The organism is Leptospira biflexa serovar Patoc strain 'Patoc 1 (Paris)' (assembly GCF_000017685.1).
Classification (GTDB): Bacteria; Spirochaetota; Leptospiria; order Leptospirales; family Leptospiraceae; genus Leptospira_A; species Leptospira_A biflexa.
The window spans coordinates 245,069-265,433 of record NC_010602.1 but is presented as its reverse complement, the minus strand read 5'-3'; the positions used below and the strand labels follow the sequence as shown (position 1 = coordinate 265,433).

Genomic DNA, 20,365 nt, shown 5'->3' with positions numbered 1-20,365 from the left:
GGATTGGTTCGATCCCAATCTCTTCCATAAGAGGGTGTCAAAACCCTCTCATTTCACTCTGACGACGAGTTGATTTTTCTAATGGAACGTCTTTCCGTTTCCTAATTTCCATTTCCATTTCCAAGGAAATCAAGTATCTAAGAACACATGGGCCTCGGATGGGTATTCCCGTTTTGTGACTTCTTTGTGGTAGGCATTCACTGCCTCTTTCACGGCTCCACTTAAATTTCCAAACTTCTTCAAAAACTTAGGATGAAAGTCTTCATTGAGCCCTAGAAGGTCTTGCATCACAAGGACTTGGCCTGATGTGTACTTACCTGCACCAATGCCGATGGTAGGAATCCGAATGGATTCTGTGATCTCTTTTCCTAAAGATTCAGGCACCATCTCTAGTAACAAAGCAAAGGCACCTGCTTCTGCTAGTTCTCTCGACTTACGGATCATTTTGTTTCGAGCCGCTTCGGTTTTGCCTTGGACACGGTGGCCACCAAGTGTGTGCACCGATTGTGGGGTAAGACCCAAGTGGGCAAAGACAGGGATTCCCGATTCTGTCATGCGTTTGGTGAGTTCGATGATGAATTCAGAATCCCCTTCGAGTTTCACACAAGATGCGTTTGTTTCTTTTAAGACACGTCCTGCCGAACGGATCCCTTCTTCAATGGAGGTTTGATACGATAAAAATGGTAAATCCGCAATGATGGTTTTGTCGGGAGCCCCTTTACAAACCGCTTTTGTGTGGTAGATGATCTCATCTAATGTCACGGGGAGTGTGGACTGATTTCCTTGGATCACCATTCCCAGGGAATCTCCCACAAGAAGGCAATCTACATCTGTGCGATTAAAAAGTGTCGCAAACGTGTAATCATAACAAGTGACAACAGAGATGGGTTCGCCCGCGTCGTATTTTTTTTTATACTGTAGAATAATGTTTTTCATGGTTCAGTTCCGTATAGAGGGCATACACACCAATCTCACCCATGTCAGTTAACAACTGCTTAATGAATGGTCTGGAATACAGGGAATGGTGGGGTAAATGTAAAAAATCTGTTTTCATCACCACGGCTTCGTAAGTGAGAATATCGATATCAATTTCGCGTGGTCCTTTCCAAGACCTACGTTTGCGTCCCAATTTGTCTTCGATCCCTTGCAAAGAATCTAATAAACATGGCAGTGTGAAAGCAGAGGACACCATCACCTTTAGGATTTGATTTAAAAAATAAGGTTGGTTGGTATTTTCGAGTGGTGCAGTTTCCAACCGTTCTGATTGTTTCAGAATCTGTAATTCAGGTAAGGTGGATATTTCCCAAATTGCCTGGTCCATAAAATGGTGTCTGTCACCTATGTTGGATCCTAAAGACAAAAAGGCAATATTGGAATATTTCATACACTTACCTCTTCACAAACTTCGTTCGATAATCAGGACATTTTAATTCAATTTCTTTTGTCATTTCCATAAGCCTGGAATAAATCCGGCCTTGGCCACGGTCACGCCATTCTACGAGTGAATGATTCGATGTGAGAAGGGTGAGTTTTTCTTGTTCATACCGACTATCGATGAGGTCGTATAACTTACGATTGTTGAATTCCGATTCCTTTTGGACTCCAAAATCATCAATCACGAGCACATCCACGTTTGCAAATTCCTTTTCAATGGAACGTTCTTGGCCATGGGTTTCACTATCGGATTGGTAGGTATCACGAATGGCAGACAAAAAATCTTTGTTTACTTTCGCATACTTACAGGTGATCCCATATCGAAAGACGAGTTCATTTAAAATGACACAAGCAAGCAGTGTTTTTCCAGAACCGGTCCCTCCCCAAAGGTAAAAACCTTGCGGAGTAAAATCAGAATTTTTGAATTTATGGACCAGTTCGTTTGCCCAGTCATGAGCAATGATAAAGGACATATCGGGGTCATTTGCCGTGTCCCCAATGTCGATTGTGGATAAAAATTGGAAACGGTAACGGGCAGGGATGTTTGCTTTTTCGACTAAATTCTCTAGGTTGCGTAAGGAAAACCGTGCATTATGACAGACACAAGGGAGCATTTTGTCCAATTTTCTGTCAAAGGTCATAAAAGGAGCTTGTCCTTTCGCCTCACAAGTGTTACAGTCACTGCCAATACAATGGCACAGGACTAAAGCCCCAGAACGAGATCCCCTCACATGTTCAGCGAGCGTGATTCCCACTCCTCCACAGGTTTTACACTGCGGATTTCCGTCTCGGATCGAAGTAATTTCGGATAAATTCATCTCCAATGAGCAATCTTCTTTAGTTCACTAGGCTGTCAAGGAATGAGATATTTTAGAGATTAAATGACTTATGTCCCTTTAAAACCAATTGTTTTGGAAGAAAAAGTTCACATTTAGGTTTTTTTCCTCTTTAATTCGTTATTATTGACTCTTGCCATTCCGATACTTTCATTGAAGAAATAGATAAACCTATTTGTTCAAAATATTGAAAGAGACAAAAGGGTCACACGACTATGAAGATTATAAAGTATCTCCTTATTCTCCAACTGGTGTCCGGCTTCAGTGTGCTTTTCGCACAAACTCAGCCTGCGAACGCTCAAGAAAGCCAAGCGGCTAAAGACCAAGTCGACGAACTTCTCAAAGGCGAACTCGTTCCTGAGAATGACGATGCGGAACTCACCGAAGACCAGAAGAAAAAAAAGAAAGAAATTATGGAACAGGAATCTCTCTGGAAGAACCCTGATTTCAAAGGGTATAACAAAACTTTCCAAGAGTTACACCAACTTTCTAAAACTTTTGCAAACAACCAATTCCGTTTGGCTCTTTCAAACTACCAATCTGGTGTGAATACCATCATGAAAAATAGAGATTGGGTAGAGCAGTACCGCAAAGAAGAAGCTGAGAAAAAACGCTTAGATGAAAAATGGTACTGGCAAAAAGTTGATCGTAAAGCAAGAGAAGAACGTGTTGTTTACCGCGAAAAAATGAAAGCGAAACAAGACGCACTGAACTACTTCTCAAAAGCGATCAATCACCTTGATGAAATCAAAAACCCTGACCTAAGAGAAAGACCTGAGTTCAAAAGACTTCTTTCTGACGTTTATCGTTCTTGGATTATGGCTGAGTATGACTTACAAAATCTTCCTCAAACCATCCCAATTCTTGAGCTTTACATCGAAATCGATGATAACGAGAAAGAATACCCTGCTCACAAGTATCTTGCAAGTGCCTATAGCTTTGAAGAGAACATGATCAAAAAGACAAAAGGTCCAGATGATATGCTCTTTAAGTATCGTTACAAAAAGAACGTTCACTTATTACGTGCCACTGAGTTGAAATATGGAAAGGATTCTCCTGAATACAAACATATTGTTAACGTAATCAACCGAGATGAGGTTATTTCGGTAGCACAATAATCCCGAATACATCTCTTTCAATGAGAAAGCCCGGTTTCAAACCCCGGGCTTTTTTGTTTTTATTTAATCTCTTTCAGCACTGTCTTTGTTGGCATCCGAAAGAAACTAAAAAGTCCAACCGCATACAAACTCACCGTCACAAAACAAATCCCTAAAAACACAAGTGTGAGTTGTCCATAAGGATACACACTACGAAGTTCCAAAACTGACCGGTTCAATATTTCGTTGGAGAGAACGGAATACACAAGTCCAAGGAAAAACGAAATCACTGAGACGAGTAATGCCTCCCTTAAAAAATGTTTCATCATAAAACGACTGTTTGCCCCGATCACACGCAATAAGGCAAACTCACGTTTTCGTTCGGATTGGCTTGCATAAAGAGTGGTAAACACCAAGACAAATGATGCGGCAAGGATAAAGGCAGTCATCAGTGCCATCATCTGGGTGACTTTTTCTAAAATTCCCATAAAGGCTTGGATGGTTTTTTCTGTGTCAATGACTGTGATATTCGGAAACTGGTTCACGATCACCTTTTGTAATTGGTATCTGTCCTCGCTTGCATCAATGAGAAGGGAAACAATATAAAACCTCGGAGCTTTTTCCAAAATCCCTCGGGAAAACAAAACCACAAAGTTTGGTTTCATATCGGCCCAGTTCACCGAACGAAGGTTCGTGATTTTACCCGATACTTCCCTGCCTTGGACGTTGAAAGTGAGTTCATCCCCGATTCCTGCTTGTAAATAACCCGCAAAATCACGTTCCACGGAGATTTCATTTCGGCCAGACTCGTTCCACCAACTCCCTTTGGTCACCTCTTCTGTATCATACAACTCGTCTCGGTAAGATAAAAAGTATTCGCGAGTTCTTGCAGTGGCTCGCCAATTCCGATCCATTGCGTTTTGAATCGTGTCTTCTTTTTTAATGGGTTCCCCGTTCACTTTGGACAAACGTGCTCCAATCACAGGAGCCACAAATTGTTTTTCCACAGGAAAGGATGAAATCGTTGTTAGCAGGCCATTTTTCTGGGTCTCACGAATGTCGAGTAGGAACATGTTTGGCCTACGTTCGATCTCTCTTGCTCCACTTAACTCAAGTAAACTTTCCTGTAAAATGAGAGAGAGTGTGAGGATAAACAGTGCAGAGCCAAGCCCAATGATGGAAAGGCGAAGGGCTCCTGATTTCCGTGTGACTTTTTTTGTGACAAGGCTCCATTCTTTGGATAACCATCCAAGTTTTGAAATTTTTTGTAGGAAAGATCCAAAGAGAATGTACAATCCGTACACAAGCAGTGGCAAGGTAAGTAATACAAGTGTGAAGAGAATCCCTTTGAAGATACTTTCTGTTTCTAAGATGGCAAGGCTTGTAAAAAGAAGGTAAATCAAAACAAAAGAACCAAATTGCCAATAGGAAGTTGATAAATTCCCACTGGTTTGTGATTCCACTTCTTTTAAGGCCGCCAGTGGTTTGACAGACCTTGTTTCCAGAACAAGTGGTATGGAGATCAGAAGTGGTAAAACCACACCAAGCACAAGACTCCAGAGGAGAGAGGATACCGATAACCCAAGAACACTAGTTCCCGCACCAACCGCCAATAATCCACTGATATCGGGCAATAAAGATTGGATCAAATACCCGAGTCCCAAACCAAAAGTAGTTCCCAAAAGGGAAAGGATGAGTATTTCCGAAAATACTAATAAAAGGATGACATTCGGTTTGGCACCAAGGCACATAAGGATGGCAATTTCATTTCGTTTTTCCAGTAACCTTGTGCGAACTGCTGTGTACACGGAGATGGCTCCGAGAAAAAACCCAGCGAGGGCAAGGAGAGCCATATAATCAAATGTGTTTTTGATGAATTGTTGGGATCCAGAATTCACTTCTGTGTTGTGATAAATCGTTAAGTCTTCTTTGATAAACGCGGCAAATTCTTTGTCCTTCCATTCCATACTGTCTATGGATTCAGGGAATTTTAGATACACCGTATAACGAATGCGACTACCCCGTTGCACAAGTCCTGTTTGGATGGCCGTATCCTTTAGGATGATGGAGCCAGGAGCCGAACCTACAAAAGAACCTACCGCACCAGGTTCTTTTATAACAATTCCTGCGAGCACAAGCAAACTATCACCTAACCGAACTCGGTCTCCGATTTTTAACTTTAGATTTTCCACGAGCGAAGCATCGAGTAAAACTTGATTTGGTTTTAAGTTACGGTAGGCAGACTCAGGTTCTGTTTTCATTTCCCCATAAAATGGGTAACTTGTTTCGATCCCTTTGATAAAGCTGAGGGAATTTTCTGTACCCGAATCATTGGAAATCATGGATAAAAATTGGATGGAACGACTGGTTTTTGCACCTTCTGGAAGATGAGTTTTGATCAATTCCTTCGCAGAATCGGTGATTTCTTGGGGGGATTGTAAGGCCAAATCCGCTCCCATAATCGATTTTGCCTCTTTTTTAATGGCATTTGCTGTATTGTCCTTATAGGAATGGATCCCAATCACAGATCCCACGCCGAGTGTGATGGAAACGACAATGAGTAAAGAATACCGAAACCGAGAAAACAACTCCCGTTTTAAGTAAAATCGAAAGAGGGACGCCTTCATCGACTCACCTTCTTTGCCTGTTTCGTCGTTTTTCTTTGTTTGGTGGAGGATTTAGATGAGATCGGAGGAGACACCTTAACTTTCGGAATAGATTTACGATTTTGAGGTTTGGAACCATTCTTTGAATCCGAAATGATTTCACCATCTTTCATTTCCAAAACACGATCCGCAAGTTTTGCAACCTCTGGGTCGTGAGTCACCACAACAAGAGTGGTTCCTTGTTTTTTGTTTCGGTATAAAAGTAGATCTAAAATCGTTTTGCTATTTTTATAATCCAAGTTGGCTGTTGGTTCATCTGCAAAAATAATTTTAGGATCGTTCACAAAACTTCTCGCGATGGCAATTCTTTGCTCTTCGCCACCTGACAACTGTTTCGGGAAGTGTGTGGCACGATGTGACATTGCTACCGATTCCAAAATTTTTTCCGCTTTTGACAAAATTTCTTTTTCAGAAAGAGATGACTTTAAGTACAAAGGGATCCCAACATTCTCGATGGCATTGAGGCCAGGTAATAATTGGAAGTTTTGAAAGATGAATCCAATTTGATCTGCTCGTATATCAGCAAGTTTGGATTCATTTTGTTTGGTCAAATCAATCCCATCAAGTGAGATGATGCCTGTATCGGGTTTGTCGAGACCTGCAGCGACACCGAGTAAAGTGGATTTACCTGAGCCAGATGGGCCAATAATCGCTACAAATTCACCAGTTTCCATGCGAAATGAAATGTTTTTCAACACATCAATCGTTTCCTCTTCATTGTGAAATGATTTGAACACATTTTTAAATTCTAACACTAGGTTTTTCCCCCAAACTTTTTACCATCTAACACATAACGCATGACTAATATCGGGCATTTATTCAATAAAATGCCACCTAACAACGATTTTTCAATTTTTTTGATTACAGTTATCTTTTTTTCAATTTTCATTTTCGTTCCAATTCTATTGCACCTTTGCAAAAAAAAACTTAGAAAAAATTCCTTATCTTTTTGTGTGTACTTCCTAATTTTTTTTGACCCCAAAGGGTGGGTTTCATATAAAGTAACTTCATCGTAGTGTTTCCCCTCTCCCGATTTTTAGGGAATTTGGGAAGTTATGAACAGCACTGTCGATAAGCGGACTCATACAGGTAAATATAGAATGCTCGAATGCAATACAAAGATAAATACTGCAGATTTTATGAATGTGAAAATCAACAATGTTAAACCTTGTGCGGAATGTGGCTCCGTCACTACCCTTTATCAGTACAATCTTTGCAAAGTTTGTTTGTCCAAGAGTTTCAAAAAGCTTGTAAAAATCATCGACTCCGTGAGAAAGTAGAATTAACTACACTTTCTCTACGTTAGTCGATGAATTATCCATTCCAAGATATTGAACAAAAATGGCAAAAATACTGGGACCACCACCAGACCTTTCGCACAAACACACACTCATCCAAACCTAAATACTATTGTTTAGACATGTTTCCTTACCCAAGTGGTGCCGGCCTTCACGTAGGCCACCCAGAAGGATACACTGCCACTGACATCATCTCAAGACTCAAACGTATGGAAGGATACGAGGTTTTGCACCCGATGGGTTGGGACGCCTTTGGTCTCCCTGCAGAACGTTATGCCATGACAACGGGCATCCACCCTCGTACCACCACGAAAAACAACATCGATACCTTCCGTCGCCAAATCAAAAGCCTTGGGCTTTCGTACGATTGGGAAAGGGAAATTTCGACCACTCACCCAGACTATTACCGCTGGACCCAGTGGATTTTTTTACAAATCTACAATTCCTACTTTGACAGAAAACAAAACAAGGCAGTTCCTATCACCACTCTGATCCAAACCTTGGAAAGAGAAGGATCTTTGTTTTTTGAAGGCGTTGAACTACCGAAAGGAATTCAATTCACCGCTTCCGAATGGAAGTCCAAGTCTCGGAAAGAAAAAGAGGACATTTTGTCCCATTTCCGATTGGTGTACGAAGCCAATATCCCGGTGAATTGGTGTGAAGCGCTCGGAACCGTTCTTGCCAACGAAGAAGTGGAAGAATGGACCTCCAAAGGGTATTCTGTCGAACGAAAACCAATGCGCCAGTACATGATGCGCATCACAGCTTATGCCGAACGACTCTTAAATGATCTTTCTCTCTGTGAATGGCCTCCCTCCACTCTGGAGATGCAACGCAATTGGATTGGGAAATCAGAAGGATTGGAACTCAGTTTCCATGTTCCTTCCTTAAACAAAGACATCACCGTTTACACCACTCGGCCTGATACCATTTTTGGTGCCACTTACCTCGTCCTTGCCCCAGAACACGCACTTGTCGCAGAACTCACCACGCCTGAACAAACAGAAGCGGTCGGGCAATACCAAAAAGATTGTTCTTTAAAAAGTGATTTGGAACGAACTGAACTGAATAAAGACAAAACGGGAGTGTTTACTGGAGCTTATGCCCAGTTGCCAACAGACCCATCTGTCAAAGTACCGATTTATATTTCTGATTATGTATTAATCTCGTATGGAACGGGTGCCATTATGGCGGTTCCAGCGCACGACCAAAGAGACTATGATTTTGCAGTCAAATTTAATCTCCCCATCAAACAAGTGATTGATGGAAAGATGGAAACAAATTTAGCCTTTGATTCCAAAGACTCGGTTTGTATCAACTCATCCTCCGCAGAAGTACAGTTAGATGGCAAATCTTACAAAGACGCCTTCCAAACCATGGTGGTTTGGGCAGAAAAAAAAGGGATTGGTCGCAAAAAAATCCAATTCAAACTCAGAGATTGGTTATTTGCCAGACAAAGGTATTGGGGAGAACCCATCCCACTCGTTCACTTTGAAGATGGATCCCCAAAAGCCTTATCTGATTCTGAACTGCCATTAGTTCTTCCTGACCTAGAAGAATTCAAACCATCCGGAACAGGGGAATCTCCACTTGCTCTCGCCAAAGACTGGTTAGTTTACAAAGACCCAGAAACAGGAGAAATTGGCAAAAGAGAAACCAATACCATGCCACAGTGGGCTGGGTCTTGTTATTATTACCTTCGTTACATTGATCCAAGAAACAATGATAAACTCATTGATCCAGAACTCGAAAAGATGTGGATGCCAGTAGAAGTTTATGTGGGTGGAGCAGAACATGCCGTATTACATCTGTTATACTCTCGATTTTGGCATAAAATCCTTTTTGATTTGGGCCATGTCTCCACTCCAGAACCATTCAAAAAATTAGTCCACCAGGGCCTCATTCTGGGAGAAGACAAAGGCAAAATGTCCAAGTCTCGTGGCAATGTTGTCAATCCAGATGACGTTGTTTCTGAATTTGGTGCCGACACACTACGTCTCTTTGAAATGTTTATGGGTCCGTTTGAAATGTCCAAACCTTGGAGTAAAAACGGAGTCGATGGAGTCTTCCGATTTTTAAATCGTGTTTGGCGACTCTTTCATTCAGGCGAAAACGAATCCTTTTTTGTGGAAGACATCGAACCGAATGAAGCGGAACAGAAAACCCTCCATAGGACAATCAAAAAAGTAAAAGACGATATTGATAGTTTCTCTTTCAATACAGCGGTTTCTCAAATGATGATCTTCATCAATGAGTTCACAAGTAATCCTAGAAAACCAAAACAAGTATTGGAACCCTTTGTTTTAGCTCTTAGCCCGTTTGCACCTCACCTAGCAGAAGAACTGTGGGCAAAACTAGGACACACAGATTCTCTCGCTTACCATCCCTACCCAAAATGGGATGAGAAATATTTAATTGATGCCAATATCACCATCGTTGTCCAAGTGAATGGCAAGATGCGTGGGGAATTTTTAGCACCGAGAGAGATCGAAGAAAAAGAAGCTTTGTCACTTGCCAAAGAAGTAGAAAAGGCAAAACCTTTCTGGGTCGGAAAAGAAATCAAAAAAGAAATTTATGTCAAAGGCAAACTCGTCAATATCGTTGTGGCGGGTTAAGGTTAAGATTTTGTTTTCTTAGATAGAATTTAAAAGGGAAAGAAAGTGATTGTGTAGCACCTACTTTCCAAAAATCTCCTGCCTGAAAAAGGTTTTATCCTTAGAAGGTCAACTAATCACCATCACATAAATCGAATCCTTAAAACGCTTACAAAATCACCATCACAAAGATCAACACACCAAAGATTACAATGGTGATAAAGGCACCCATTAACATAAATAAGTTGGTACCTGAAGATTTTGTTTCTTGAGGTTGACCTGCACCTGTTTTCTTTTTTTGAGCGGGACCAGCTCCCACTTTATTTCCCGCTCCTGCCATCGCGGCAGGTTTCGGAATGGCAACCTTCACAGGGTGTTCTTCGATAGAATGTAATAAGTATTGATTGGGTCCTTCGGCAAAGATATGGTATTCTGTTTTGTTACTCGCAATCCCAAGAAATTTCCCAACAACGGGTTCCTTTTTGATTTTTCCTTCTTCATCGATGAGATTTAGAATTTGAGCATTGGCCATCCCTTCAGGTGTTTCTGTAGGAACACGAAATAAAATTTCCATACCTTCCATGAGGTTGTCAAATTCCACACCATTGATGGGAGAGATGACGGTTTTCATATTGAGTTCCTTTGGAAAACCAACACGAAACTGTGCAATCTGACGTTCTAAAGGAGAACCTTCACCTTTCGGCGGTTCGGTGGATATGGAAGGAACAGAGGCATCTTGTGCAGATGGAGCTTCATCCTCGGGTTTTGGTATGGGTAAAATCACACCTTTCATCGGATTTTCATATCGAAACTTAGCTGTGGAAATTTTATCCACTTCCGCTTGGAGTTTGATGTTTCTCCCTTTTGTTGCCAAAAGGATTGGATTTTCTAAAATTTCAGTGATATGGGAAGGATCTTTTTTTTGCCAAAGAGGAAGGAGTTCCTCTAACTTCTCTTTGGTGAAGGCTCTGTGAACCGCACGACCGATATTTTCAGAAATAGCAGGATCATACCCGCCCGTTTTTCCAATATCACCCAAGTCGGTTGAGATTTGCACATGGTCCGCAAAGGTGCGGATGCGCCGAAAGGTAGGAGATGTTCCCACAACAGCATAGAGTTCCATGATATGTTTTCGAATGGAGGAAACCAAGATGAGTACCATTCCGTTCAAACTGTCCAAATCAATTTTTACTTTGACAAGGTAACCATCCGTGATTTTCCCCTGTAACACTTCTTTGGCTTGTTCATCAGTAAATACGGCTTCTCTTGTCAAACCGAGAAGGTCTGCTTGTCTTTTTAATTGGTCTGCTTTTGTGCTTAATTCTGACATGGTCATTCTACAAACAGTTGTTCAGGAATACCATTTGATTTTGGAATCTCATCCAATGGTACTTCTACACGCGCTACTGTTTCCTTTTTCCTTTCTGATGAATATATTGAAAATAAACGACGGTCAAATCCTGATTGAGACAATAGTATTTCTACCATAGTGATTCCCATCCCCGCACCTTCTGTACTGTCGCCGTGTTCCATAAAGAACTCAAACAGATTATCATACTTTTTTGCATTAATAAACTTTTCTTTTACTCTTTCGGCTTCAATGGGCAATAATGGAAAATTATTTCGGATCTCTAAATCAATTTTATGTTTTTGATAAATACAAGTGATTTTTACGAATAAACCTGATTCGCGCATTTTTCGTTTGTAGGTGGGAAACTTGCGTTCGTTCAAACTGGATTTGAAGAGTTTCATGCCTTCTTCATAATCCTCTAAATTTTGAATATTGAGTCTGAGTTCTTCAAAGATGATTCGTTTGATTGCGGCTTTTGTGGAATTGACAATCAACTCTTTTGCTGCAGTATAAAAGAGCTCCATCAGGTCTTCCCGACCCACCGAACTTAGTATTTTGAGTAAGATGTACTTGAGTTTTGCCTCACCTATGTCTCCCATCACATAGGTGATCATCGAAATTTTTTTCCCAGCCAAAACTGCCTCGTCGACTGTATGACAAAAATCTGGACTGAGAGAAATCTCGTGGGACATACTGGTAAACTTAAAAAATTTGCCAGTGATTTCGAGATTTGTCTAGCGATTTATGTTTTCTTCAAATGTTTACCTAGGATTTCCATCACACCAGAAAGTGTCGGCTTACAAGGCAAAATTACATTCCTCAGAGCCTCATCCACTTGAGGAATTTTTCCTTCGTGGAAGGCAAGTTTGAATTCTGTGAATTTGAGTCCGTTGGCAGTCGAAATCACGACCACCGACTCACCCGCTCCCACTGTTCCTTTTTGGATGGATTTGAAAAGAGCCGCAAGTGCCACCCCAGTGTGTGGGTCATTATAAAGTCCGTACAAATCTCCCTTTGCTGCCGCATTGGCTAACTCTTCTTCTGTCGCCACTTCCACAATCCCGTCGAATTTTTTGAGAACACGGATCGCTTTTTTGACAGAGACTGGGTCTCCAATTTGGATGGCAGAGGCTAACGTTTTTTCAGCCGTCACAGGAGAGAACTCCGCAAAACCTTTCTTATACGACTCGTAGAGAGGACTTGCATTTTTTGCTTGTGCCAACAAAATCCTTGGGAGTTTACCAATGAGTCCTAACTCATACATCATTTCAAATCCCATTCCGAGAGCAGACACATTCCCTAAATTCCCACCAGGGATCACAACCCAATCGGGAACCTTCCAACCAAGTTGTTGGGTAATTTCAACTGAAATGGATTTTTGCCCTTCAATGCGAAGGGAATTCATTGAATTTGCTAAGTAAAGGGACTTTTCTTGTGTGAGTTCTTTCACAACGGCCATACAACCATCAAAGTCAGTTTCTAATGCAAGAACAATGGCTCCGTTGGATACAGGTTGGATGAGTTGTGCCGTTGAAACTTTGTTAGCTGGAAGTAAGATGATGGCAGGGATCCCCGCTTTTGCCGCATAAGAAGCTAAAGCAGCTGAGGTATCACCAGTGGATGCACATGCCACTGCTTTGATCGGAACACCGTCGGCGATCATTTGGTTTACCTGGCTGACAAGAACTGTCATGCCTAAATCTTTGAAGGAACCTGTGTGGGAAACTCCGCACTGTTTGATATGGAGGCTCCCCAGTCCCAAGTCTTTGGCAAAACGAGAGGCATCATACAAATGTGTCGTTCCTTCCCCGGATGTGATGATGTTTTGATCTTGGATTTCGGGAAGCACCCATTCTTTTTTACCCCAAACGCCAGAAGCATTGGGAAATTGGCTCGAACGAAAACGAGAGTCGAACGTAGACTTCCACTCTTCCGCTGGGATTTTTTTGAGGCTGTCTAAATCATGTTCCACATTCAGAAGTTCTCCACAACTGGAACAGGAATAAATCACTTGGTGGAGTGGGTACGTTTTGCGACAAGAGTCATTGGTACAGCGAAACTGTGCTCGGAATTGATATTTTGTAAGTGACATAGACTTCTCTAGGCTTCAGATTTACGGAAACTTCCTTTTCCATTCTTTGGAAAGGGGAAAAATGCACGAATGATTTTTATCGTTTTTTGATGGATATGGAAACAGAAACTAAAGGCCCCCAATGGTGGTTCAAAATCAAACGATACATGAGAAGAAGCCTTTATGTCTTCCTCTTTCTCTGTTTTTTACTTTTTGTCCGGGTCTTTTTATTCCAAATCTATTCCGTCCAAGGCAATTCGATGTACCCGACCTTAGAACACGGGTCTGTGGTCTTTGTTTGGAAAGCAGGATTTGCCATCTCAGCCAAATTTTTTGGAACGGAACTATTATACACAGAGCCAAACATCAATAAATTGGATTTAGTGCTTTTTGTGAGCCAGGAAGATGAACTAGTCGTCAAACGAGTGATAGGTTTGCCTGGTGAATTTTATTCGATTGAGGCAGGTCGAGTTCTCATCGACGCAAAAGAATTATTAGAAAATTATTTACCAAAAGGCACTTATACCAGTGAGCCTTCCACTTCCGTATTTTTAAATCGCCATCATTCCCCGTTTCTTGCCATGGACAAACAAGGGAGGATTCCTCCAGGATATTTTCTCTTGCTTGGTGACAATCGTCAGTATTCTACTGACTCTAGATCCTTTGGTCTAGTGCCCGTGGAAAAAATCAAAGGAAAGGTAATCTTTTATTTTTAACAATGACAGAATACAAACTTCGTTTTCAGTACATCTTCTATTTTATCTTATCCTTATTTGCCGTTTTGTTTTTCCGAGTGGTGTATCTCACCTACTTTAATGAAAACATCATCAATCTAAAAGCCAATAAATTTGTCCAAAGAGGTACAATTTATGATCGAAGAGGCATTGAACTTGCGATCTCAAGAGAATCTGCAACCGTTGGAATTGATCCTTCCAATATTTACGACCCAGAGCTCACCGCACAAGAGTTAGGCCCTGTCCTCGGAATTCCCACAAACAAACTTGTTGATACCATTCGAGATAAACAAAATTATTTTTTATTAAAAAGAGAAATAGAATTATTCAAAGCGGAAAAAATCAAAACTCTTTCGCTTCCAGGTGTAAGAGTCGAAAAAGAATACAAACGAATTTACCCTCAAGGCAGTTTGGCGGCAAGTTTACTTGGATTTACTGGTTATGATGATGACAAAGCATTATCTGGACTTGAGATGTTGTACAATCTGGAATTATTATCAACTCCAGATGCAGAGTCCACAAAAGGAAATAATATCCACCTAACAATCGATAGTATCATACAATACCGATTGGAAAAATCCTTACAAAAAGCATTCATTCAAACAGCATCCAAACGTGGAATTGGGATGATCATGGATACAGAAACAGGAAAAATCCTGGCAATGGCATCCTTTCCTAGTTTTGATCCCAACAATTTCCAAAACTTTCCTGTGGAGTCACATACAAACTGGTCCATCCGACATGTCTATGAACCAGGTTCCACAATGAAAATTTTCATCGCTCTTATGCTTTTGAACGAGGGTAAAATTCTACCTGGAGAAAGGTTCCATTGTCCAGGTTACATTGAAATTGGAAAAACCATCATCCGATGTACAGATAACCACGGCCATTTGAATTTGGATGAAATTCTCCAATATTCATGTAATGTCGGAATCATCAAAGCCGCACAAAAAATCGATGAAGCAACTTACTACCGTTATTTGGAAAATTTTAAATTCGGGAAACGAACCAATTTTTCCATCCATGAAGCAAAAGGATATTTAGCACCTCAAAATAAATGGAACAAAAGTACTCCGTACTTTCTTTCGATTGGCCAAGGAGTTTCCGTTACTCCCATCCAACTCATCACAGCTGCTGCGGCTGTTGTCAATGGTGGCATTTTATTTGAACCATCAGTGGTTTCCCAAATCACCAACTCCTATGGGGAATTGGTGCATGAATTTTCCACAAAATCAGAGTTACTCGGAATCAAGCCTGGTGCTGCAGCTAAAACATTAAATGCAATGGGCAAGGCAGTTTCCCAAGGAACTGGGAAAAAGGCATATTTAGAAAACTACTTTATCGCAGGAAAAACGGGAACCTCACAAAAAGCAAAAGCGGGCGAAGGATACCAGGAAGGATTATTTACTGCTAGTTTTCTTGGATTTTTTCCTGCCGACAAACCAAAGTATGTTGGTCTCATAGTTTTTGATGAACCAGGTGGTGAGTCTCATACAGGAGGTGGGATTGCGGCTCCAGTATTTCGTGAGGTCGTAGAGAGTATCATTCCCATTGTGGAACGAAGTGAAAAGGCATTGGTTTACCGATTACAAAATGAAAAAAACAAAGTGTTTAAGGTAGATCCCAAACAAATGCCAGATGTCACAGGCCTCACGGCATCGGAAGTCCTACAAGTGTTAAAACAATTAAAAGTGAAATACACGTTAGAAGGTTCAGGGTTTGTGAAAACACAAGAGCCGAAACCCAATGCCCCTCTTTCTCCCGATACAAACGTTAAAATTGGATTAGAACCGTAAGTGAACGAAACTTTCCTTTCCCAAAACTTAGCCAGTTTGCCTTCCCAACTTTCATCATTTTTACAAAATGAACCCTCAAATGGAAATGGATTCCAAATCAAACATGCTTTATCCAAATCAGGTGATGACACTTTGGAAATTGATGGAGTATGGATCCATAGTCAATTTGATCCTAAAAAAGAAGCCATTCGATTTGTCTCCGAACTCCCTCATGATGGAACAGAACGCATTTATCTATTGTTTGGTGCAGGTATTGGATACATCATTCCTTATCTATTAGAACGTCAGAAAGTCACGATCCTATGGATGGAACCCTTCCCTTTTTTGATCTTAGAAGCCTTACGTAAGTTTGATTTTTCCGAATTTTTTTTGAGTGGAAAACTAGTTCTCATCACTGGAGACAATTTAGAAGACCAATTGTCTGAGGCCGTGAAAGGAAAAGGAACTCATCCCATCAGTTTCGTCCCTCACCGCGGATCATGGCAATGGAAAGAAACTGAATATCTAAGACTCAAACTCATCGCCGAACAGATGTTTCATAAAAAAGATGTGAACTTAGCCACCCTCACTCGGTTTGAAAAAATTTGGGCAAAAAATATATGTTATAACTTACCTGAACTTTCAAAGTTCCGTCCTGTTTCTGATCTGTTTGGAATTGCAAATGGGATCAAGGTTGTCATTGCCTGCGCGGGACCCAGTTTATCAGAATCCATCCCCGAACTCACTTCTTACCGAGACCAATTCTTATTACTGGCAGTGGATACTGCGGTTCCCATCCTCACTTTATTTGGTGTGGACCCAGATTTGATTTATTCAGTGGACCCGCAGGCCTTAAACAGCCAATACTTAGAAGATTATACTGGAGATGGGATATTAATTTTTGATCCAACTTCCACCTACTTAAGCTTACGATTGGACAAAGGGCCAAACAAAGGTTTTGTGACCTCTTCTCCCTTTCCATTGATTCAATTATTAGAAAAAACTGCCTCAGACGAAATCGGTTCTGTTCCCTTTGGTGGCTCTGTTTCAACCAATGCTGCAAGTCTTGGAACATTGATGGGAGCCAATAAAGTATATTTGGTAGGCCAAGACCTTAGTTTTACCAAGGGACTTGCACATTCGAAAGGAGCCGTCCTAGAAGAAAGGCTTAATTATTTGGAATCCAGGAAGTTTCGAAGGGAAAAACACAATTACAAACAACTTTTTGCCTTACCACAAAAACAAGTATTAGGAATTGAGAACGAAACTTATATCACAAACGAAAAAATGTTAATCTTTAAAAAATGGTTTGAGGATCATACCAAGGAAAACCCTTGGACCAACTTAACTAAGTTTGGTGCCAAACTGGAAGGTATGGACCATTCCAATTTTCAAAAGGAATTTTTATTAGACCCAAAAGAAACTATGTTAGAAAAAGAGTTAGTTTGTTCTGTCAAAGCCTTAATCCAATCCAAATTGTCTGAACATCCAAATTTCTTTGATCGTATACTTCTCACTAAAGACATACAAAATACAATTTCATCCTTAAAAGATTTTGGTATCCTTGTCAAACAAGGGTTGATTGTTTCCCAAAGGATCTACCAACAAATCCAAAAAAACCAAATCAATCCAAAAACTTTTTCAGAAGATATCAAACTGATGGATGGTATTGACGAACAAGTATCACAAAAAAAAGGATTAAATGAAATTTTAAGTTTGGGGATCCAAAGAGTGATTTTAACCATTACCGAAGGTTATGATGACCATTTGAGTTTAGAAGAAAAAGAAAATGCGCAGTTAGGTGTGGCAAAAAAATCTTTGTTATTGTATGAAGGTTTGTATGAGTCCGTTCAGAATACCAAACGGATGCTCACAAAATCATTGTATCGATTACAATTGATTATTTAGGGTTCACCGAAAGAACAGTAAAATCAACTCTGCGGTTTTTGATTCGACCAGATTCAGTTTGATTGGTATCAATTTCTGCTGTTTCACCAAACCCACGGTAGTCGAGTTGACTTTGGTTCACACCATTTTTGATCAGTTCATCATAAATAAACTTAGCACGTTCATCTGACAAAATTTTATTTTCGTCCATCTCTCCAATAAAACAAGTATGGCCTTTCACCCGAACTTTGATACTCGGATATGTTTTGAGAGCTTCAGCGAGTGTTGCAATTTTATCTGCCGCTCCATCTTCTGTAGCCATACTTTGTTTGATAAATCGGATTTGTAAGTCATTGATGTAACGAATCGCTTTTGATTGTGAATCAAATTGACTGGAAACATTTCCTGTTTGTAAATTGACTCTTTCCAAAGAGCGAGAATTCGTTTCTTGGCCTTGGCTCGATTCTGAACCTTGATTTGATATATTTGATTGTGTATTCCGATTACAACTTCGAACTCCAAAAAATATCAGAACAAGAAAAAATAAAACGATGAGTCCAATGAGAATGTATTTCCCCAATTGGTTTTGTTTTGGAGTGATTTGGAATTTATTGAGTGCAACTAGTTCGTTGTATTCCGGAGTAGGTGCCACTTCGTAACTTGATTCTTCTCTCGCATCATAAATCTCCATATAAGAAGATTCAGACTCATCCACATTGATGGATGTTTTTTGTGTACGAGACGATTTTGATTTGGTAGATGATTTGGATTGTGATTTTTTTTTCGCAGCTGGAACAGAAATTTTAGCCGCCCATTTTCGAATTTCAGAGCGAAGGTATTCGTCTGCTTCCGGCGAAAATTGAAATTTATCTCGGATGTATTTGACCGTTCGTTTTTCTACATCGGTGTAGTCACCACCGTCTTTGATGGCATCAAATAATGTTTTGGCGACATTTTTGCCGATAGGAGCTTTGCTACGTTTGGTGGCCTTCTCTGCGATTTCTAACAATTCATTGTCATATTGTTTACCACTAATGGTACGGTAATAACTTTCTGCCACTTCGAAGCTCCTTTCTAGTAGTATCGACCAAAGAGGCCGTTCGATCCATTCTTTTCTGGTGATTAGGTGCTAAAACCGTCCAGAAATTGGTTATTTTTGAGTTTATATTGCAAGGAACCACGGCTGATCCCCAAAAGTTTTGCGACCTCTTCTTGTGTTGAGGCCCTTTGGAAGGCTTCTTTGATCCAAATTGCCTCAAGTCTTTCAATCGCTAAGTTCAAAGACAAATTCTCACTTGGTGCAAGAACTTCCATGCCTTCACCGAATCTTGAAACTTTTTGGTGAGACTCCTCTTCGCGTTTTCCATCTTGTTGAAAGGAATATGGTTCAAGAACCGTTTCTTGTGGGACAAGGACTGCATACTGGATGACACTTTGCAGTTGGCGCACATTGCCACTCCACGGCATCCCTGTGAGTGCCTTGAGTGCATCTGTTGAAAACGATTTGTTCCTTCCGTATTGTTTGTTGTATTGGTATAAATAATGATGGGCAAGGAGTGGAATGTCTCCTCTTCGTTCACGCAAAGGTGGCACACGAAGTGGAACTTCTGCTAGTCGGTAATACAAATCCATAGAGAAGGTTTCTTTTTGGATGTCTTCTAATAAATCTCGTTTACTCCCTGTAAAAATACGAATGTTCAACACTTCTTCTTTTTTTTTGGAAGTTGGGTTTGGGATGGTTTTATCTCGTAATATTTGAAAGAGTTTTGTTTGTAAATTGGGAGGAAGATCTCCAATGGATTCAATGTATAAGGAGCCACCATTGGATTGTTCTAATTTTCCTGGATTGAATATTTTTCCGCTAAAACTTCCGAAGAGTTCAGCTTCCAATAATTCATAACTAAGACCCGAACAATCTACGGTTGAAAATGGAGCATTTTTTCTTTGCGAAATGAAATGTAATGCCTTAGCCACTAACTTCTTTCCTGATCCTTCTTCTCCAATAATCATAACAGAAATATCAGAAGGACCCACTTGACGAATCCGGTGTTTTAAAAACAAAATACTCGGATCATAACCAAGTACTTCTTCCACTGGGTCTTCTTCTCGTTTGGATTTTTCAAATGCTTCTTTTGCGATTCTTTCTTCTAGAATGACAATCGTTAGTTGTGAAGCAAATAGGGTGGCTTGGTTGATGATGTCGGGTGAAAAAAAGTTAACTTTGTCAGATTCTAAATTGAGGACTCCGACTGTCGAATCTCTAGTGAGAAGTGGAATGGCAAGTTCCGAACGAACTGTTTCAATGAGTTTTACATAGTCTTTGTCCAAAGTAACATCAGGCACATAGATGATTTCTCTTGAGGAAGCGGCTCGTCCCGTAACACCTAAATTAAACGGAAGTTTTGCGGCAATTTTTTTCTCCCAGTCCATACCTTTGGCCGCGACAATGGTAAGAACCTTTTCTTCTTGGTCCATGATGGAGATACTTCCAGTTGAAGCACCAAAAAGGGTAAGAGTCATATCCAAAATGAAATTCAATCGATCCGTAATATTCGGAAGTTGTTGGATTTCTTTTTGGATTTTCCTTAAAGTGCCGGAAATATCCTGTTTTACAGACATGGG

15 protein-coding genes are annotated in these 20,365 nt (G+C 40.5%); 5 read left to right on the top strand and 10 right to left on the bottom strand.

Annotation, left to right across the window (positions count from 1 at the left end; all coding sequences use genetic code 11):
- Nucleotides 1–129: 129 nt before the first annotated feature.
- Genes panB through LEPBI_RS01315 form a run of 3 tightly spaced genes read right to left on the bottom strand, consistent with a single transcriptional unit; the run spans nucleotide 130 to nucleotide 2,252 of the window.
- Nucleotides 130–936 carry a 3-methyl-2-oxobutanoate hydroxymethyltransferase gene (gene panB / locus LEPBI_RS01325; protein WP_012387303.1) on the bottom strand — a complete coding sequence of 269 codons (807 nt, stop codon included), beginning with the start codon at nucleotides 934–936 and terminating at the stop codon, nucleotides 130–132.
- Nucleotides 911–1,384, bottom strand: coding sequence for a 2-amino-4-hydroxy-6-hydroxymethyldihydropteridine diphosphokinase (folK, locus tag LEPBI_RS01320; RefSeq protein WP_012387302.1), 474 nt, complete (start codon nucleotides 1,382–1,384; stop codon nucleotides 911–913). Before folK ends, panB begins: the two co-directional genes overlap by 26 nt.
- Before the next feature lie 4 nt (nucleotides 1,385–1,388).
- Nucleotides 1,389–2,252 carry an ATP-binding protein gene (locus LEPBI_RS01315; protein ID WP_012476089.1) on the bottom strand — a complete coding sequence of 288 codons (864 nt, stop codon included), beginning with the start codon at nucleotides 2,250–2,252 and terminating at the stop codon, nucleotides 1,389–1,391.
- 233 nt (nucleotides 2,253–2,485) lie between these two features.
- On the opposite strand from LEPBI_RS01315, the gene fcpA reads away from it, so the two are divergent.
- On the top strand, nucleotides 2,486–3,388 hold the full coding sequence (gene fcpA, locus LEPBI_RS01310) for a flagellar coiling protein FcpA (RefSeq protein ID WP_012387300.1): 903 nt from the start codon (nucleotides 2,486–2,488) through the stop codon (nucleotides 3,386–3,388).
- 59 nt (nucleotides 3,389–3,447) lie between these two features.
- Here fcpA and LEPBI_RS01305 read toward each other — a convergent pair whose 3' ends face one another.
- Nucleotides 3,448–5,994 carry an ABC transporter permease gene (locus LEPBI_RS01305; protein ID WP_012387299.1) on the bottom strand — a complete coding sequence of 849 codons (2,547 nt, stop codon included), beginning with the start codon at nucleotides 5,992–5,994 and terminating at the stop codon, nucleotides 3,448–3,450.
- Nucleotides 5,991–6,788, bottom strand: a complete 798-nt coding sequence (locus LEPBI_RS01300) for an ABC transporter ATP-binding protein (protein WP_012387298.1) — start codon at nucleotides 6,786–6,788, stop codon at nucleotides 5,991–5,993. Before LEPBI_RS01300 ends, LEPBI_RS01305 begins: the two co-directional genes overlap by 4 nt.
- A gap of 554 nt (nucleotides 6,789–7,342) precedes the next feature.
- On the opposite strand from LEPBI_RS01300, the gene leuS reads away from it, so the two are divergent.
- Complete coding sequence (gene leuS / locus LEPBI_RS01285) at nucleotides 7,343–9,946, top strand: leucine--tRNA ligase (protein ID WP_012387295.1); 2,604 nt, start codon at nucleotides 7,343–7,345, stop codon at nucleotides 9,944–9,946.
- A gap of 148 nt (nucleotides 9,947–10,094) precedes the next feature.
- Here the strand turns inward: leuS and LEPBI_RS01280 are convergent, their stop codons facing one another.
- From LEPBI_RS01280 to thrC, 3 genes are read right to left on the bottom strand one after another with little or no spacing between them, the layout of a single operon-like run.
- Entirely contained in the window at nucleotides 10,095–11,255 is a 1,161-nt protein-coding gene (locus tag LEPBI_RS01280; RefSeq protein WP_012387294.1) for an LIC10486 family protein, read from the bottom strand.
- 2 nt (nucleotides 11,256–11,257) lie between these two features.
- Nucleotides 11,258–11,968, bottom strand: coding sequence for a hypothetical protein (locus LEPBI_RS01275; RefSeq protein WP_012476085.1), 711 nt, complete (start codon nucleotides 11,966–11,968; stop codon nucleotides 11,258–11,260).
- A 50-nt stretch (nucleotides 11,969–12,018) separates the two neighbouring features.
- The gene (thrC, locus tag LEPBI_RS01270) at nucleotides 12,019–13,368 is read right to left on the bottom strand and encodes a threonine synthase (protein ID WP_012387292.1); all 1,350 of its coding nucleotides are present in this window, start codon (nucleotides 13,366–13,368) and stop codon (nucleotides 12,019–12,021) included.
- Between the two features lie 95 nt (nucleotides 13,369–13,463).
- On the opposite strand from thrC, the gene lepB reads away from it, so the two are divergent.
- The 3 genes from lepB to LEPBI_RS01255 are packed head-to-tail and all read left to right on the top strand — an operon-like array spanning nucleotide 13,464 to nucleotide 17,764.
- Nucleotides 13,464–14,063 (top strand): signal peptidase I, encoded by a 600-nt coding sequence (lepB, locus tag LEPBI_RS01265; RefSeq protein WP_012387291.1) that lies wholly within the window; start codon nucleotides 13,464–13,466, stop codon nucleotides 14,061–14,063.
- 2 nt (nucleotides 14,064–14,065) lie between these two features.
- Nucleotides 14,066–15,877: a penicillin-binding protein gene (locus LEPBI_RS01260; protein WP_012387290.1), complete on the top strand. Its 1,812-nt coding sequence runs from the start codon at nucleotides 14,066–14,068 to the stop codon at nucleotides 15,875–15,877.
- Nucleotides 15,878–17,764, top strand: coding sequence for a motility associated factor glycosyltransferase family protein (locus tag LEPBI_RS01255; RefSeq protein WP_012476083.1), 1,887 nt, complete (start codon nucleotides 15,878–15,880; stop codon nucleotides 17,762–17,764).
- Here the strand turns inward: LEPBI_RS01255 and LEPBI_RS01250 are convergent.
- Nucleotides 17,757–18,803 carry an OmpA family protein gene (locus LEPBI_RS01250; RefSeq protein ID WP_012387288.1) on the bottom strand — a complete coding sequence of 349 codons (1,047 nt, stop codon included), beginning with the start codon at nucleotides 18,801–18,803 and terminating at the stop codon, nucleotides 17,757–17,759. The two genes, LEPBI_RS01255 and LEPBI_RS01250, sit on opposite strands and share 8 nt — an antisense overlap.
- 62 nt (nucleotides 18,804–18,865) lie before the next feature.
- On the bottom strand, nucleotides 18,866–20,362 hold the full coding sequence (locus LEPBI_RS01245) for a sigma 54-interacting transcriptional regulator (RefSeq protein WP_012387287.1): 1,497 nt from the start codon (nucleotides 20,360–20,362) through the stop codon (nucleotides 18,866–18,868).
- Nucleotides 20,363–20,365 lie beyond the last annotated feature (3 nt).